Source organism: Caulobacter sp. P1_D6 (assembly GCF_056406095.1).
Genome location: NZ_JBFUAW010000019.1, coordinates 1 through 14,851 on the forward strand (window position 1 = coordinate 1; position 14,851 = coordinate 14,851).

Consider the following 14,851-nt stretch of genomic DNA (forward strand, 5'->3'; position numbering starts at 1 on the left):
GGCCGCGCCTGGGAGACCGGCGACGGCAACCTGGCCGCCACCCTGCTGTTCGCCACCGACAAGCCGCCGGCCGAGGCCGCCCAGGTCTCGTTCGTCGCGGCCCTGGCGGTCGCCGACCTGCTGGCCGCCTACGTGCCCGCCAGCCTGGTCAGCCTCAAATGGCCCAATGATCCGCTGCTGGGCGGATTGAAGGTCAGCGGCATCCTGATCGAGTCCGGCGCCCGTCCGACCGGCGGCCTGTGGATCGCCGTCGGGGTGGGCGTGAACCTGGCCCGCAAGCCGATCGACAGCGAACGTCCCGCCACCGCCCTGACCACCTACCGGGACGCCCCGCCGCCGTCGCCGATCGAGGCGATCGAGATTCTGTCGGCCGCTTTCGCGCGCTGGGAGGACGTCTGGATGCGCCTGGGCTTCCCCGCCATCGCCGACGCCTGGACCGCCCGCGCCCATGGCCTGGGCGAGCCCTGCGTCGCCCGCCTGGGGACCGAAACCCTGGAAGGGATCGCCGAAGGGCTGGACGGCGACGGCGCGCTGCGTCTTCGTCTGGCGAACGGCCAACTTCGGCGGGTCACCGCCGGCGACGTCTTTTTCGGAGAGGCCTCCTGATGCTGCTGGCCATCGAACAGGGCAACACCAACACCATGTTCGCCATCCATGATGGCGCCGAGTGGATCGCCCAGTGGCGCGCCGCCACCGAGAGCACGCGCACGGCCGACGAATACGTCGTCTGGCTGTCACAGCTGCTGTCGATGCACGGCCTGGGTTTCCGGGCCATCGACGCCTGCATCATCTCCAGCGTGGTGCCGCAGTCGATCTTCAACTTGCGCAATCTTTCGCGCCGCTATTTCAACGTCGAGCCGCTGGTGATCGGCGAGAACGCCAAGCTGGGCGTCGACGTGCGCATCGACAAGCCGTCCGAGGCCGGGGCCGACCGCCTGGTCAACGCCGTGGGCGCGCACATGATCTATCCCGGCCCGTTGATCGTCATCGACAGCGGCACGGCCACCACCTTCGACATCGTCGCCGCCGACGGCGCGTTCGAGGGCGGCATCATCGCCCCCGGCATCAATCTTTCCATGCAGGCCCTGCACGAGGCCGCGGCCAAGCTGCCGCGCATCGCCATCCAGCGTCCCGCCCGCGACCGCGTCGTCGGCACAGACACCGTCAGCGCGATGCAGTCCGGCGTGTTCTGGGGCTATATTTCACTGATCGAGGGCCTGGTGGCCCGCATCAAGGCCGAACGGGCCGAACCCATGACCGTGGTCGCCACCGGCGGCGTCGCCTCGCTGTTCGAGGGCGCCACCGACAGCATCGATCACTTCGATTCAGATCTGACCATCCGTGGTCTCCTCGAAATTCATCGCCGTAACACCCATTTAGAGACTCAATGACCAAATATACCGACAAGCCTTCCCCCAAAGACGAGCTCGTCTTCCTGCCGCTAGGCGGGTCGAACGAGATCGGCATGAACTTCAATCTGTACGGCTATGGCCCGGCGCACGACCGCAAGTGGATCGTCGTCGACCTGGGCGTGACCTTCGGCGACCAGACCACGCCGGGCGTCGAGATCATCCTGCCCGACCCCGAATTCATCGAGGCCTACAAGGACGACATCATCGGGATCGTCCTGACCCACGCCCACGAAGACCACCTGGGCGCCGTGCACTGGCTGTGGCCGCGCCTGAAGGCACCCGTCTACGCCACGCCGTTCACCGCCTTCCTGCTGCGCGAGAAGCTGCGCGACGCGCGCCTGCTGGACGAGGTGCCGATCACCGAGATCCCGCTCAGCGGCAGCTTCGACCTGGGTCCGTTCCATCTGGAAATGATCACCCTGACCCACTCGATCCCCGAGCCGAACGGCCTGGCGATCAAGACGCCGCTGGGCACGATCCTGCACACCGGCGACTGGAAGATCGACCCTGATCCCCAACTGGGCGGCCCCACCGACATCGAGGCCATCCAGCGCCTCGGCGACGAGGGCGTGCTGGCCATGGTCTGCGACAGCACCAACGTCTTCGTCGACGGCGTGGCCGGCTCGGAAGCCGACGTCCGCGTGGCGATGAACCGGCTGATCAAGGGCCTGACAGGCAAGATCGCCGTGGCCTGCTTCGCCTCGAACGTGGCCCGCATGGACACCGTGATCCGCGCCGCCCAGGCCGCCGGCCGCAAGGTCTGCCTGGCCGGCCGCTCGATGCACCGGATGAGCGCCGCCGCGCGGCACGTCGGCCTGCTGGAGGGCCTGGAGCCCTTCATCACCGACGACCAGGCCAAGTACCTGCCCGAGAACGAGGTGCTGTTCCTGTGCACCGGCAGCCAGGGCGAGGCCCGCGCTGCCCTGGCCCGGATCGCCGAAGGCACCCACCCGCACGTCAAGCTCTCGCAGGGTGACCACGTGATCTTCTCCTCGAGGGTCATTCCGGGCAACGAGATCCCGATCCGCAACCTGCAGAACAAGCTGGCCGACCGCGGCGTGCGCCTGCACACCGAACGCGACACCCCCGGCATCCACGTCAGCGGCCACCCGTGCCGCGACGAGCTGAAGCAGATGTACCAGTGGGCCCGGCCGACGATCGCCGTGCCGACCCACGGCGAGCGCCGCCACCTGATCGAGCACGCCGCCTTCGCCAAGGACCTGCAGGTGCCGCACGCGGTCAGCCCGCGCAACGGCGACATGGTGCTGCTGGCCCCCGGCCATCCGCAGATCATCGACGAGGTCCCGTCGGGCCGCCTCTATGTCGACGGCGGCGTGGTGACGCCCGAGAACGGCGAGGCCCTGCGCGAGCGGCGTCACGCCGCGTTCAACGGCATGCTGGCCGTCTCGGTCGTGCTGGACGGCCGCAACAAGATCGTCTCTGGCCCGCAGGTCCGCGGCCTGGGCCTGGCCGGCGACGCCGAGTATCCGCTCGACGACGCCCTGGACGACCTGGCGGAGGAGGCCGAGACCGCCTTCAAGCGCCTGAGCGGCGACCAGTGCGAGATCGACGAGGCGATCGAAAGCGCCCTGTCCAAGGCCGTGAAGAAGGCCGCCTTCCGCATCTGGGAACGCAAGCCCGTGGTCGAAACCACGGTCCTGCGGATCTAGCCCCACGATGAGCGACGGACGGACCTCCGTTCCCGAGACCCCCCAGGATGCCCCGCGTCGCGAGACGATGTGGGGCAGGGGGCCGTCCATGCTCTGGTTCGAGGCCTGGCCTGTCCTGGTGATGACAGGCCTGCTCTGGCTGGTCTTCGCGGGCCAGCTGCTCGCCGACGCCTACGGCCAGGGCGACGCGGTCTTCGTGTTCGGCGCGCTGTCGAAGGTCGGGCTGGACTATGGCCTGTGGTGGACGCCGCTGACCCACATGTTCCTGCATGCGGGTTGGCTGCACATCGCCATGAACAGCGCCGCGTTGGTGGCCTTGGGGCCCGCGATCGCCCAGCGGCTGGGACGCGACGCCCTCGGCGGTCTGCTGTTCCTGGTCTTCTTCCTGGTCTGCGGCTTGGCCGGCGGAGCGGCCTTCCTGCTGCTGGCCCCGGCGAACGTTCCGGCGGTCGGCGCCTCGGGCGCGATCTTCGGCCTGTGGGGCGCCGTCGCCCGGCTGGCCGCTCCGGGACAGATCAAGCTGACGCCGCTGTTCTCACGCGGCGTCGCCCAGCAGGTCGGCTCGGCGATCGTCTCCAACCTGCTGGTCGTCGGTCTGGGCGCCGCCTATGGCCTGGCGTCGAACCAGGGGATCATCGGCATCGCCTGGCAGGCCCACCTGGGCGGGTTCGTCGCCGGAATCCTGCTGATCCAGGTCATGCCGGTGCGCTTCCACTGGCTGAAGGGCCTGCCCAAGGGCTCGCAGCCGTTCTGATCGGCTGCTAAGCTGTTTCCGTCGAAAAGGAGCCGGCGGGTCAGGTAAGCCCCGCCAGGCCGCAAGGCCCTCCGTCCATCCGGACCCTCGGCAAGCCCAGGCGCTCACGCGTCGCCGGGCTTGGCGAGGCCGTGTCCGGGCAGGAATCCGGCCGTCTCTCCAGGCCCCATTCCAGACCCATGTCGGAGAGACCACCATGCCCAGGATCATCGCCAATCTCGGCGTCGTCACCCAGATCAACGTCTTCACCGCGCCGCAAGGCGGACAGGACGCCCTGATCGACTTCCTGAAGGACGCTGCCCAGGCCGCCAGCGGCGTCGACGGCTGGCTGTCGGCCAGCCTGCACCGCGAGCTCGGCGGAAGCCGCGTCGTCAACTACGCGCAGTGTACGGACCAGGCCGCCATGCGCCGCGTCTTCCAGGCGTTGGACGCAGGCGGCTGGATCGACGGCAACAGGCGCCTCGGAAACGCCTCGCCGGGGCTCTATGAAGTCGTCTATACCCTCGAAAAATAGAACAGGGTCGCGCGGTCCTCACCGGACCGCGCAGCCTTCGCAGGACAGACGAACGCGCATGATCGGCAAGCTCAACCACGTCGGCGTGGCCACGCCCTCCATCGACGAGTCGGTGAAGATGTACCGCGACCTGCTGGGCGCGACCTCGCACACCGAGAAGTGGGCCATGCCCGAGCAGGGCGTGTGGGTCTGCTTCGTCAACCTGCCCAACAGCCAGATCGAGCTGATCGAGCCCTATGGCGAGGCCTCGCCGATCCACGGCTTCCTGGCCAAGAACCCCAAGGGCGGCCAGCACCACATCTGCTTCGAGGTGGAGAACATCTTTGAGGCCCGCGACAGCCTGGTCGCCAAGGGCGCCACGGTGCTGGGCGAACCGCGCATCGGCGCCCACGGCACCCTGATCATCTTCGTTCACCCGAAAGACATGGGCGGCATGCTTGTCGAGCTCATGGAAACCCCTAAGGAAGCCCACTGATGGGTCCCGTCACCTGCATCGCCGTCTATCTGACCATCTGGTGGACCACGCTGTTCGCCGTGCTGCCGCTGGGCAACCGCACCTTCAAGGAGATGGGGATCGAGCCGCCGCCCGGCGCCGACCCCGGCGCGCCGGTCAATCCGAACCTGAAGCGCAAGTTCTTCACGACGACCTGGGTGTCGGCCCTGGTCATGGCCGCGCTGCTGCTGGTCATCCACTTCGGGCTGATCCAGCTGCCGGCTCTGCCCGCCACCTATTGATCACAGGAATGGCGCCCAAGCCTTGGGCGGGCGACGTCATATTTGCCGGCATTCGCCCAATCCGTGGGCGAACTTCGCCAACTGGTCAGGCCAGACGCAATCGGGCGCCCCGAACAGTCGTTCGGGGCATAACCTCAGACTCACGAGGCCGGCTTTTCCGACCTTGCTCTGTGGCGTCTTCCCCGACGATGACTTGAAAGGCCGCGCGAGGACCGCGCGGCCTTCTTTTCTTTGTCCACAGCATTGGCTCAGCCATCTTTTMGCCGCGCGCGTTGCCAAGCTGACGCCCAAGCGGCTATCTCAACGCCTCGAATTACCCGGAGACGTCTCGTCCATGCGCCTGTCGCGCTATTTCCTGCCCGTTCTGAAAGAAGCCCCCTCCGACGCCCAGATCGTTTCGCACCAGCTGATGCTGCGCGCGGGCATGATCCGCCAGGAGGCGGCGGGCATCTACGCCTGGCTGCCGCTGGGCCTGAAGGTGCTCAAGAAGGTCGAGCAGATCGTCCGTGAAGAAATGGATCGGGCCGGCGCGATCGAACTGCTGATGCCGACGATCCAACTGGCCGACCTGTGGCGCGAGAGCGGCCGCTACGAGGCCTATGGCGACGAGATGCTGCGCATCACCGATCGCAACAAGCGCGATCTGCTCTACGGCCCCACCGCCGAGGAAGTCGTCACGGACATCTTTCGGGCTCACGTGCGGAGCTACAAGGAACTGCCCAAGAACCTCTACAACATCCAGTGGAAGTTCCGGGACGAGACCCGTCCGCGCTTCGGCGTGATGCGCGGCCGCGAGTTCCTGATGAAGGACGCCTACAGCTTCGACCTCGACGCCGAGGGCGCGCGCAAGGCCTACAACCGCATGTTCGTGGCCTATCTGAACCTGTTCTCGCGCATGGGCCTGAAGGCCGTGCCGATGCGCGCCGACACCGGCCCGATCGGCGGCGACCTGTCCCACGAGTTCATCGTCCTGGCCGACACCGGCGAAAGCGCCGTCTTCTGCCACAAGGACCTGGTCGAGATGGCCGCGCCCGGCCCGGACGTCGACTGGTTCGGCGACCTGCAGCCGCTGGTGAACCAGCGCACGGCGCTCTACGCCGCCACCGAGGAAATGCACGACGAGGCGGCCTTCGACGCCATTCCCGAGGGCGACCGCCTGTCGGCGCGCGGCATCGAGGTGGGCCACATCTTCTCGTTCGGGACCAAGTATTCCGAGCCGATGAAGGCCCTGGTCACCGGACCGGACGGCAAGGACGTGCCGGTCCAGATGGGCAGCTACGGCGTCGGCGTTTCGCGCCTGCTGGGCGCGATCATCGAGGCCAGCCATGACGAGGGCGGCATCATCTGGCCCGAGTCCGTCGCTCCGTTCGACGTGAGCATCATCAACATGCGCCAGGGCGACGCCGCCTGCGACGAAGCCTGCGAGACCGCCTACCAGGCGCTCAAGGCCGCCGGCCGCGATCCGCTCTATGACGACACCGACACCCGGGGCGGCGCCAAGTTCGCGACCGCCGACCTGATCGGCGTGCCGTGGCAGCTGATCGTCGGTCCCAAGGGCATCGCCGAGGGCCTGGTCGAGATCAAGAACCGCAAGACCGGGGAGCGCCACAGCGCCCCGCTGGCCGATGTGATCGCTCAGCTCTCTGGCCCCAAAACGGACCGGGCCGCCTGATGGCTCTCGGCGCCGGCCCGTTCGGAACCTGGGAACGCACCGTCGCCTGGCGGTACCTGCGCAACAAGCGCAAGAACGGCGGCGTGGCGCTGATCGCCATCATCTCGTTCGCGGCGGTGATGCTGGCGGTCTTCGCCCTGATCACCGTGATGAGCGTGATGAACGGCTTCCGGGCTGAGCTTCTGGGCCGGCTGCTGGGCTTCAACGGTCACGTCTATGCCCAGGGCCCGCTGCTGAACGGACCGGACCGCGACGGCGTCATCGGCCGCATCAAGGCCGTGCGCGGCGTGACCCAGGCCGCGCCGATGGTCGAGGCCCAGGCCATGGTCATCGGCCCGAGCCAAGTGTCCGGCGCCATCGTGCGCGGGGTCACCCCGGCCGACCTGCGCGGCATGAAGATGATCTCGACCAACATCAAGCGCGGCTCGCTGGCCGGGTTCGGCGAAGGCGAATACGGCGGCGACATCGTGCTGATCGGCGACCGCATGGCCCGCAACCTGGGCCTGTCGGTTGGTGACGCCATCACCCTGATCTCGCCCTCCGGCCCGGCCACGGCGTTCGGCACCTCGACGCGCGAGAAGGACTATACGGTCGGCGGCATCTTCAGCGTGGGCATGAGCCAGTTCGACGAGAGCTTCGTCTATATGGCGCTGCCCCAGGCCCAGCTGTTCTTCGGCCGCGACACCTCGATCGACTATGTGGAGATCAAGGTCACCGACCCGGACAAGGCCAAGGAGATCAAGCCGATCATCGAGCAGGCCTCCGGCCCGGGCGCCTTCGTCCAGGACTGGATGGACAAGAACTCCAGTTACTTCAACGCCCTGCAGGTCGAGCGCAAGGTGATGCGGCTGATCCTGTTCTTCATCGTCGCCATCGCCACCCTGAACATCATCTCGGCCCTGGTCATGCTGGTGAAGAACAAGGGCCGCGACATCGCCATCCTACGGACCATGGGCGCCAGCCAGGCTTCGATCCTGCGGATCTTCGTCATGGCCGGCGCCTCGATCGGCCTGTCGGGCACCCTGGCGGGCCTGCTGCTGGGCACGCTGTTCTGCGCCAATATCACCGCCATCCAGAACTTCGTGGAGTGGGTGACGGGTACGGCGGTGTTCAGTGCCGACATCTATTTCCTGGCCCACATCCCGGCCAAGATCGACTGGGCCGAGGTGGCCAGCATCGTCGGCATCTCGACGGCCATGAGCATCCTGGCCACCCTGCCGCCCGCCATCCGCGCCTCGCGGCTCGATCCGGTCGAGGCCCTTCGCTATGAGTGATCCCACCCAGCCCGTGGCCAGCCCCGTCCTGGCCCTGCGCGGCGTCGAGCGCACCTATGTCACCGAGGCCGGGGCTCTGAACGTGCTGCGCGGCGTCGACCTGGACGTCTATCCAGGTGAAGTCGTGGGCCTGATAGGACCGTCCGGTTCGGGCAAGTCGTCGCTGCTGCACGCGGCCGGCCTGCTGGAAAAGCCCAACGCCGGCTTGATCGCCCTGGACGGCCGCGACTGCTCCAAGCTGTCCGAGCGCCAGCGCACCAAGGTGCGGCTGTCGACGGTGGGCTTCGTCTACCAGTTCCACCACCTGCTGCCCGAGTTCAGCGCCGTCGAGAACGTGGCCATGCCGGCCATGATCGCAGGCAAGAGCCGGGGCGAGGCGCGGGCCGCCGCCACCGAGATGCTGAACCAGCTCGGCCTGGCCGAGCGGCTCAACCACCAGCCGGGCCAGCTTTCCGGCGGCGAGCAGCAGCGCGTGGCGATCGCCCGGGCCCTGGCCAATCATCCCAAGCTGCTGCTGGCCGACGAGCCGACCGGCAACCTCGACCCGACCAATTCGGCGGCGGTGTTCCAGGCGCTGTACGAGCAGGCCCGCCAACGTGGCGTCGCGGCCCTGATCGCCACGCACAACATGGAGCTGGCCCGCTATATGGACCGGGTCTTCGCCCTGAAGGACGGACACCTAGTGCCCCAGACCTTCTAGCTAGAACAGGTACCGCAGCGCGGTCTGCACCACCGTCTGGGTCTGCTGGGGCGCCTCGCCCAGGCGGACCCGTTCGGGCCGGTCGCTGTCGATGTGCAGGCCCTCGAACACCAGGTGGACGTCCGGCCGCACGTCCCAGCGATAGGCGACCAGCGCGGCCCAGCCGTGCTCGGCGTTGTTGTCGACCGCCTTGTTGGTGCGGTCGGTGGTCGAGAACTGATCCAGCCGCCCGGTCAACGAACCGGGCCCCAGATCCCGGGTCACCGAGACATAGGTCGCCTGGAAGCCGACATCGGTCCAGACGCCGTAGGCGGTGGACTTGCCCATCAGGGTCTCGCCCTGCATCGCCTGGGCGCGCAGGTGGGTGGCGGCGTCGATGTCCCAGCGGGCGCCCAGGTTGAAGAACCGCGTCTCCCAGGACCATTCGTGATTGTCGACGGTCGTCCGGTCGCCGTCGTTGTCGTAGGCGAACAGGTCCAGCATCAGGTTCGGGCTGGGCCGCCACTCGAGGCGCGCGTAGACGCCGGCGCGGCCGTCCAGCTCGCGCACCGGGGTCGTGAACGGCGCCTGCCGCTTGGCCATGAACGGGCTGAGCGGCGGCAGCGGGAAATCGCCCGTGGCGCTGGACTTCAGGTCGTGCAGCGCCCAGCCGCGGAAGGTCAGCAACGTGCCCGAGGTGTCGCCGTGGGTGAAGACGCCGACCGTCGCGGCCAGTTTCTGGCCGGCGAGCGCGCCGCGCGCGGTGGCCTCCAGCCCGACGACCTTGATCTCCTCCGCCACCCAGCTGTTGATCGCCGAGGGGGTGATCGTGTCGGGCACGGACCATTCCAGCCCGTCGTGCTCCAGCGAGATCGGCGGGTACATCAGGCCGGCGCGGGCGTTCAGCCTCACGCTGCCGGCCGTGTCGCCGCGATAGGTCAGATAGGCTTCGCCGGCGTCGACCACGCGGTCCTGGGCCTGCTGGCTCTGGGCGATGATCACCGCGCCGAGGCGGGAGGAGAAGCGCGGGTTCCAGACGATCGAGGATTCGCCGAGCGCGACCTCGCCGCCGTCCCCGAACCGCCCCTTGCCCAGGCCGCCGTCGATCCACGAGGTCTCGCCGTCGGCGGCGCCCAGGCGCAGGTCGATCAGGCCCGAAACGGTCTGGCGCGAGAACAGGTCGGCCTCGGCGCGGGCGTCGATCGCCGCCGACAGCCCGACGGTCGCGGCCATGAGCGCGACGAACTTCCGCAATGATTTCTCCCCCAACGGAGGAAAGCTAGTCCGACGCGTGCTGAGATTGAGTTAAGCGCCGCGGGTCAGAGCAGAGCGCGGCGCAAGGCCGCATGGAAGCCCGCCTGATCGATCTTCTTGATCACCCGCGCATTCGGCGCCCGGCGTTTCAGCGCCGGATCGGCCACCTCGATGTCGGGCAGGATCGTGTGTGAAACGCTCAGATAGCCGCGCGTCAGCTCGCCCATCGTCTCGACGTCGACCACGGCCATCTCGGCCTCCAGGATCAGGCTCTCGTCCAGCGCCACGGCGCAGGTCAGGGCGTCGGGGTGCAGGCTGCCGTCCAGGTGCTGGGTCTCCTGGGCGAAGGCCAGGGAGGTGCGGTTGACCTGGGTGAAGAACCTGGCGCGCGGCGTGCCCAGGGCGTCCAGCGCCGCCAGTTGCTCCAGGTCCAGCAGACCGTCGCGCAGGGTCTCCGTCCAGGTGACGATGGTCATCGGGAAGCCGGCGTTGATGACGATCTTGGCCGCCTCCGGATCGACATAGAGGTTGTACTCGGCCGCCGGGGTGACGTTGCCGACGCCGTTGTCCGTGCCGCCCATGATCCACAGGTGCTTGACGGCCTGGGCGATGCGCGGCTCGCGCAGAAAGGCCAGGGCGATGTTGGTCAGGGCGGCTTGGGCGATCAGGGTGATCTCGCCGGGCGCCGCCATCACCCGCCGCACGATCTCGTCGGCGGCGTGGCCGGGGGAGGGGCGCTGGACCGCTTTCGGAAAGCCGCTATCGCTCATGCCGTCGGCCCCGAACACATAGATCGCGTCCAAAGGCGCGCGGGTGAACGGCCGCTGGGCGCCCAGATAGACCGGAACTTCGCCGCCGCGCTCGCAGGCCTCCAGGGTGGCCAGGGCGTTCTCGGCGTGCTGCTCGAAGCCGACATTGCCGTGGGCGATGGTGATGGCCTCGACGCTCACGCCGGGACGGCGCAGGGCGAGCATCAGGGAGAACACGTCGTCCCCGGCGGTGTCGGTGTCGATGATCAGGCGCATGGGGCGATCTGCGCCGATCCGCCCGCCAAATCCACCGGAATCGCCGTTCTGGCCCGTTGGCGCGAGGCCGCGACAAAAAAGCTCGCAATCGAACAAGGGTCTCTTGCGCATGAGAACAAAAGTGGAATATAGAACAAACAAGCAACGACCGCAGGAGGGTTCCCATGGTCCGTATCGCGCGTGAGTCTTTGGCGCTTGTATCTGTCGCCAGCTTCGTCTGGATGATGTGCCAGGTCGCCCAGTTGGTGGCCTGAGTCGTGTAGCCATGAGGTGCGGTGATGTCGGGCAATGAAGGGCAGGGGTTCGTCCACCTTCGCGTGCGCTCGGCCTATTCGCTGCTGGAAGGCGCCATCAAGGCTGACAAGATCCCGGGCCTGGCCGCAGCGGCCGGCATGCCGGCGGCGGGTCTGGTGGATCGCAACAACCTGTTCGGGGCGCTGGAATATTCCGTCTATTCCAAGGACTACGGGGTCCAGCCGATCATCGGCTGCGCCCTGGCGGTCTCGGGGGTAGGGGCCGGGCCGACCGAACGCTGGGCCCGCACGCCGACCATCACCCTGCTGGCCCAGAGCGAGCGGGGCTATCTGAACCTCTCGGAACTTTCGTCCCTGGCCTATCTGGAAAGCGGCGAGATGGCCGAGCCGGTGGTGCCCTGGGCCAAGGTGGTCGCGCACGCCGAGGGGCTGATCCTGTTGTCGGGCGGCACCGACGGTCCGGTCGACGCCCTGCTGGCCGCCGGCAAGACCGCCGAGGGCGAGGCGGCCCTGGCCGAGATGCAGCGGGTGTTCGGCGACCGCTTCTATGTCGAGCTTCAGCGCCACGGCCTGCCACGCCAGGCCGCCGCCGAGCCGGGTCTGGTCCAATGGGCCTATGAGAACGACGCGCCGCTGGTCGCCACCAACGACGTCTATTACGCCAAGCCCGCCCTCTACGACGCCCACGACGCCCTGCTGTGCATTTCCGACGGCGCGTTTGTCGGCCAGGACGAGCGCCGGCGGGTGACGCCCGAGCATTGGTTCAAGCCGGCCGAGGACATGCGCAAGCTGTTCGCCGACCTGCCGGAAGCCTGCGACAACACCCTCGACATCGCCCGCCGCTGCGCCTTCATGGTGCAGAAGCGCGACCCGATCCTGCCCAGCTTCCCCACCGGCGACGGCCGCAGCGAGCCCGAGGAACTGACCCACCAGGCCCGGGAAGGCCTGAAGATGCGCCTGGCCGCCCTGGATAAGCTGGCGGTCGAGGAGCAGGTCTATTGGGACCGGCTGGACTTCGAGCTCTCCATCATCATCAAGATGGGCTTCCCCGGCTACTTCCTGATCGTGTCGGACTTCATCAAGTGGGCCAAGGAGCACGGCATCCCCGTGGGTCCCGGGCGGGGTTCGGGCGCCGGGTCGCTGGTCGCCTGGGTGCTAACCATCACCGACCTCGACCCGCTGCGCTTCGGCCTGCTCTTCGAGCGGTTCCTGAATCCCGAGCGGGTTTCCATGCCCGACTTCGACATCGACTTCTGCCAGGAGCGGCGGGAAGAGGTGATCGTCTACGTGCAGGAGAAGTACGGCCGCGACCGCGTGGCCCAGATCATCACCTTCGGCTCCCTGCAGGCCCGCGCCGTGCTGCGCGACGTCGGCCGGGTGATGCAGCTGCCGCTGGGCCTGGTCGACCGGCTCTGCAAGATGGTGCCCAACAACCCGGCCGCGCCGGTGACCCTGGCCCAGGCCATCGACATCGAGCCGCGCCTCAAGCAGGCCCGCGACGAGGACGGCAACGTCAAGGCGTGCCTGGACGTCGCCCTGCAGCTGGAAGGCCTGTTCCGCAACGCCTCGACCCACGCCGCCGGCGTGGTGATCGGCGACCGGCCCCTGACCCAGCTGACCCCGCTCTACAAGGATCCGCGCTCGGACCTGCCGGCCACCCAGTTCAACATGAAGTGGGTCGAGAGCGCCGGCCTGGTGAAGTTCGACTTCCTGGGCCTGAAGACCCTGACGGTGCTGGACCGGGCTGTGAAGCACCTGGCCAAGCGCGGCGAGATCATCGACCTGGGCAAGCTGCCCTTCGACGACACCAAGACCTACGAGCTTCTCGCCTCCGGCCAGACGGTCGGCGTGTTCCAGCTGGAAAGCCAGGGCATGCGCGACACCCTGCGCAAGATGCGCTGCGGCTCGATCGAGGAGATCACCGCGCTGATCTCGCTGTACCGCCCGGGTCCGATGGACAACATCGACACCTTCGTGGACTGCAAGTTCGGCCGAAAGCCCGTCGACAACCTGCACCCCTCGCTGGAGGTGGTGCTGAAGGAGACCTACGGCGTCATCGTCTACCAGGAACAGGTGATGCAGATCGCCCAGATCCTGGCGGGCTACAGCCTGGGCGAAGCCGACCTTCTACGCCGGGCCATGGGCAAGAAGAAGAAGGAGGAAATGGATCTCCAGAAGATCCGTTTCGTCGCTGGGGCCAAGGACAAGAACGTCCCCGAGGAGCAGTCCGGCTCGATCTTCGAACTGGTGGCCAAGTTCGCCGGCTACGGCTTCAACAAGTCGCACGCCGCCGCCTACGCCCTGATCGCCTATCAAACGGCCTGGCTGAAGGCCAATACGCCGGTCGAGTTCCTGGCCGCGTCGATGAGCCTGGATCTGTCGAACACCGACAAGCTGGCGGTCTTCCACCAGGACGCCCGGCGCTTCGACATCACCGTGCGGCCGCCGGACGTCAATCGCTCGGGCGCCGACTTCGAGGTCGAGAACGGCGAGGTGCTGTACGCGCTGGGCGCCGTGCGCAACGTCGGCCTGGAGGCGATGAAGCACCTGGTCGCCATCCGCGAGGAGGGCGGTCCGTTCCGCGACATCTTCGACTTCGTCGAGCGGGTCGATCCCAAGCTGGTCAACAAGCGGGCGATCGAGAACCTGGCGCGGGCCGGGGCCTTCGACTCCCTGTCCAAGAACCGCGCCCAGATCTTCGCCTCGGCCGACGTGCTGATCGCCCACGGCCAGAGCATCGCGGCCGATCGCCAGGGCGGCCAGCATGCGCTGTTCGGCGGCGACCCGGCCGCCGGCCGTCCGCGCCTCAAGAAGACCGAGCCCTGGAGCCAGGTTGACCTGCTGGACGAGGAGCTGGCCGCCGTCGGCTTCTACCTGACCGGCCACCCGCTGGACGACATGGTCGGCGTGCTGCGCCGCCGGCGCACCCACATGCTGACCGAGGTGATCCCGCGCGCCGAGGCCGGCATGGAGGCCTTCCGGATGTGCGGCGTGGTCCGCCGCCGCCAGGAGCGGGCCTCGCAGAGCGGCGAGCGCTTCGCCTTCGTCTCGCTGTCGGATCCCAGCGGCGAATACGAGGTGCTGTTCCCGCCCGAGGCCCTGCGCAAGTGCCGCGAGGTGCTGGAGCCCGGCAAGGCGGTGTCGATCAAGGTTCGCGCCAAGGCCCGCGACGGCGAGGTGCGGTTCTTCGGGGACGACGCCGAGCCCATCGAGAAGGCCATCGAGAACATGGTGGCGGGCCTGCGCCTGCACCTGTCGCCTTCGGCCACCGAGATCGAGGCCTTGCGGAAGCGGCTGGAACCGGCCGCTTCGCCGCGCGGCGGCGAGGTCAGCCTGATCGCCGCCCTGGGCGGCGGCCGCGAGATCGAAATGAAGCTGCCCGGCCGCTACACCCTGGACGCCGCCCTGCGCGGCGCCCTGAAGACCGCGCCGGGCGTGGCGCTGCTGGAAGACGTCTAGGATGGCCGCCCGACGGCGCTTGGGAGCGGGCTTCCGGCCCTTGGCGTTGACTGCGCTTGAGATCGGTTGGCCTGGTGTCGGTTCGGGCCGCTTTCTTACGTCTTGAAGAGAAGGCCGGGTCCACCGGCTCGCGTTCACATCACGCGCCG

General features: G+C 68.0%; 14 protein-coding genes. 12 read left to right on the forward strand and 2 right to left on the reverse strand.

The genetic code is table 11. From position 1 onward, the window contains the following. The 10 genes from AC1DYP_RS12010 to AC1DYP_RS12055 all read left to right on the forward strand — a co-directional run. The coding region (locus AC1DYP_RS12010; RefSeq protein WP_477046528.1) for a biotin--[acetyl-CoA-carboxylase] ligase at positions 1-606 on the forward strand (606 nt) is incomplete at its 5' end. After that, positions 603-1,391, forward strand: a complete 789-nt coding sequence (locus tag AC1DYP_RS12015) for a type III pantothenate kinase (protein WP_477046619.1) — start codon at positions 603-605, stop codon at positions 1,389-1,391. The genes AC1DYP_RS12010 and AC1DYP_RS12015, both read left to right, overlap by 4 nt. Then, entirely contained in the window at positions 1,388-3,082 is a 1,695-nt protein-coding gene (locus AC1DYP_RS12020; protein WP_477046529.1) for a ribonuclease J, read from the forward strand. Before AC1DYP_RS12015 ends, AC1DYP_RS12020 begins: the two co-directional genes overlap by 4 nt. An 88-nt stretch (positions 3,083-3,170) precedes the next feature. Then, on the forward strand, positions 3,171-3,836 hold the full coding sequence (locus tag AC1DYP_RS12025) for a rhomboid family intramembrane serine protease (RefSeq protein WP_477046530.1): 666 nt from the start codon (positions 3,171-3,173) through the stop codon (positions 3,834-3,836). Between the two features lie 196 nt (positions 3,837-4,032). Then, complete coding sequence (locus AC1DYP_RS12030) at positions 4,033-4,350, forward strand: antibiotic biosynthesis monooxygenase (RefSeq protein WP_477046531.1); 318 nt, start codon at positions 4,033-4,035, stop codon at positions 4,348-4,350. Positions 4,351-4,408: 58 nt separating this feature from the next. Then, positions 4,409-4,825: a methylmalonyl-CoA epimerase gene (gene mce / locus AC1DYP_RS12035; RefSeq protein WP_477046532.1), complete on the forward strand. Its 417-nt coding sequence runs from the start codon at positions 4,409-4,411 to the stop codon at positions 4,823-4,825. Further along, positions 4,825-5,085, forward strand: coding sequence for a DUF1467 family protein (locus AC1DYP_RS12040; protein WP_477033914.1), 261 nt, complete (start codon positions 4,825-4,827; stop codon positions 5,083-5,085). The genes mce and AC1DYP_RS12040 overlap by 1 nt, the downstream gene beginning before the upstream one ends. 334 nt (positions 5,086-5,419) lie before the next feature. Next, the gene (proS, locus tag AC1DYP_RS12045) at positions 5,420-6,757 is read left to right on the forward strand and encodes a proline--tRNA ligase (RefSeq protein ID WP_477033913.1); all 1,338 of its coding nucleotides are present in this window, start codon (positions 5,420-5,422) and stop codon (positions 6,755-6,757) included. Further along, the gene (locus AC1DYP_RS12050) at positions 6,757-8,031 is read left to right on the forward strand and encodes a lipoprotein-releasing ABC transporter permease subunit (RefSeq protein WP_477046533.1); all 1,275 of its coding nucleotides are present in this window, start codon (positions 6,757-6,759) and stop codon (positions 8,029-8,031) included. The genes proS and AC1DYP_RS12050 overlap by 1 nt, the downstream gene beginning before the upstream one ends. A 13-nt stretch (positions 8,032-8,044) precedes the next feature. Next, complete coding sequence (locus AC1DYP_RS12055; RefSeq protein ID WP_477046620.1) at positions 8,045-8,731, forward strand: ABC transporter ATP-binding protein; 687 nt, start codon at positions 8,045-8,047, stop codon at positions 8,729-8,731. Here the strand turns inward: AC1DYP_RS12055 and AC1DYP_RS12060 are convergent, their stop codons facing one another. After that, positions 8,732-9,964, reverse strand: coding sequence for a hypothetical protein (locus tag AC1DYP_RS12060; RefSeq protein ID WP_477046534.1), 1,233 nt, complete (start codon positions 9,962-9,964; stop codon positions 8,732-8,734). Positions 9,965-10,029: 65 nt separating this feature from the next. Beyond that, the gene (locus tag AC1DYP_RS12065) at positions 10,030-10,989 is read right to left on the reverse strand and encodes a nucleoside hydrolase (protein WP_477046535.1); all 960 of its coding nucleotides are present in this window, start codon (positions 10,987-10,989) and stop codon (positions 10,030-10,032) included. A 164-nt stretch (positions 10,990-11,153) separates the two neighbouring features. Here AC1DYP_RS12065 and sidA point away from each other — a divergent pair, with 164 nt between their 5' ends. Together sidA and dnaE are read left to right on the forward strand one after the other, a co-directional pair. Then, entirely contained in the window at positions 11,154-11,243 is a 90-nt protein-coding gene (gene sidA / locus AC1DYP_RS12070) for a cell division inhibitor SidA (protein WP_035018457.1), read from the forward strand. A gap of 24 nt (positions 11,244-11,267) precedes the next feature. Then, complete coding sequence (gene dnaE, locus AC1DYP_RS12075; RefSeq protein ID WP_477046536.1) at positions 11,268-14,702, forward strand: DNA polymerase III subunit alpha; 3,435 nt, start codon at positions 11,268-11,270, stop codon at positions 14,700-14,702. Positions 14,703-14,851: the final 149 nt, after the last annotated feature.

Excerpts from the sequence above, each read along its gene's own strand:
- AC1DYP_RS12020 (WP_477046529.1), top strand. The coding sequence starts at position 1,388 with ATGACCAAATATACCGACAAGCCTTCCCCCAAAGACGAGCTCGTCTTC.
- AC1DYP_RS12025 (WP_477046530.1), top strand. The coding sequence starts at position 3,171 with ATGCTCTGGTTCGAGGCCTGGCCTGTCCTGGTGATGACAGGCCTGCTC.
- AC1DYP_RS12030 (WP_477046531.1), top strand. The coding sequence starts at position 4,033 with ATGCCCAGGATCATCGCCAATCTCGGCGTCGTCACCCAGATCAACGTC.
- mce (WP_477046532.1), top strand. The coding sequence starts at position 4,409 with ATGATCGGCAAGCTCAACCACGTCGGCGTGGCCACGCCCTCCATCGAC.
- AC1DYP_RS12040 (WP_477033914.1), top strand. The coding sequence starts at position 4,825 with ATGGGTCCCGTCACCTGCATCGCCGTCTATCTGACCATCTGGTGGACC.
- proS (WP_477033913.1), top strand. The coding sequence starts at position 5,420 with ATGCGCCTGTCGCGCTATTTCCTGCCCGTTCTGAAAGAAGCCCCCTCC.
- AC1DYP_RS12050 (WP_477046533.1), top strand. The coding sequence starts at position 6,757 with ATGGCTCTCGGCGCCGGCCCGTTCGGAACCTGGGAACGCACCGTCGCC.
- AC1DYP_RS12065 (WP_477046535.1), bottom strand. The coding sequence starts at position 10,989 with ATGCGCCTGATCATCGACACCGACACCGCCGGGGACGACGTGTTCTCC.
- sidA (WP_035018457.1), top strand. The coding sequence starts at position 11,154 with ATGGTCCGTATCGCGCGTGAGTCTTTGGCGCTTGTATCTGTCGCCAGC.
- dnaE (WP_477046536.1), top strand. The coding sequence starts at position 11,268 with ATGTCGGGCAATGAAGGGCAGGGGTTCGTCCACCTTCGCGTGCGCTCG.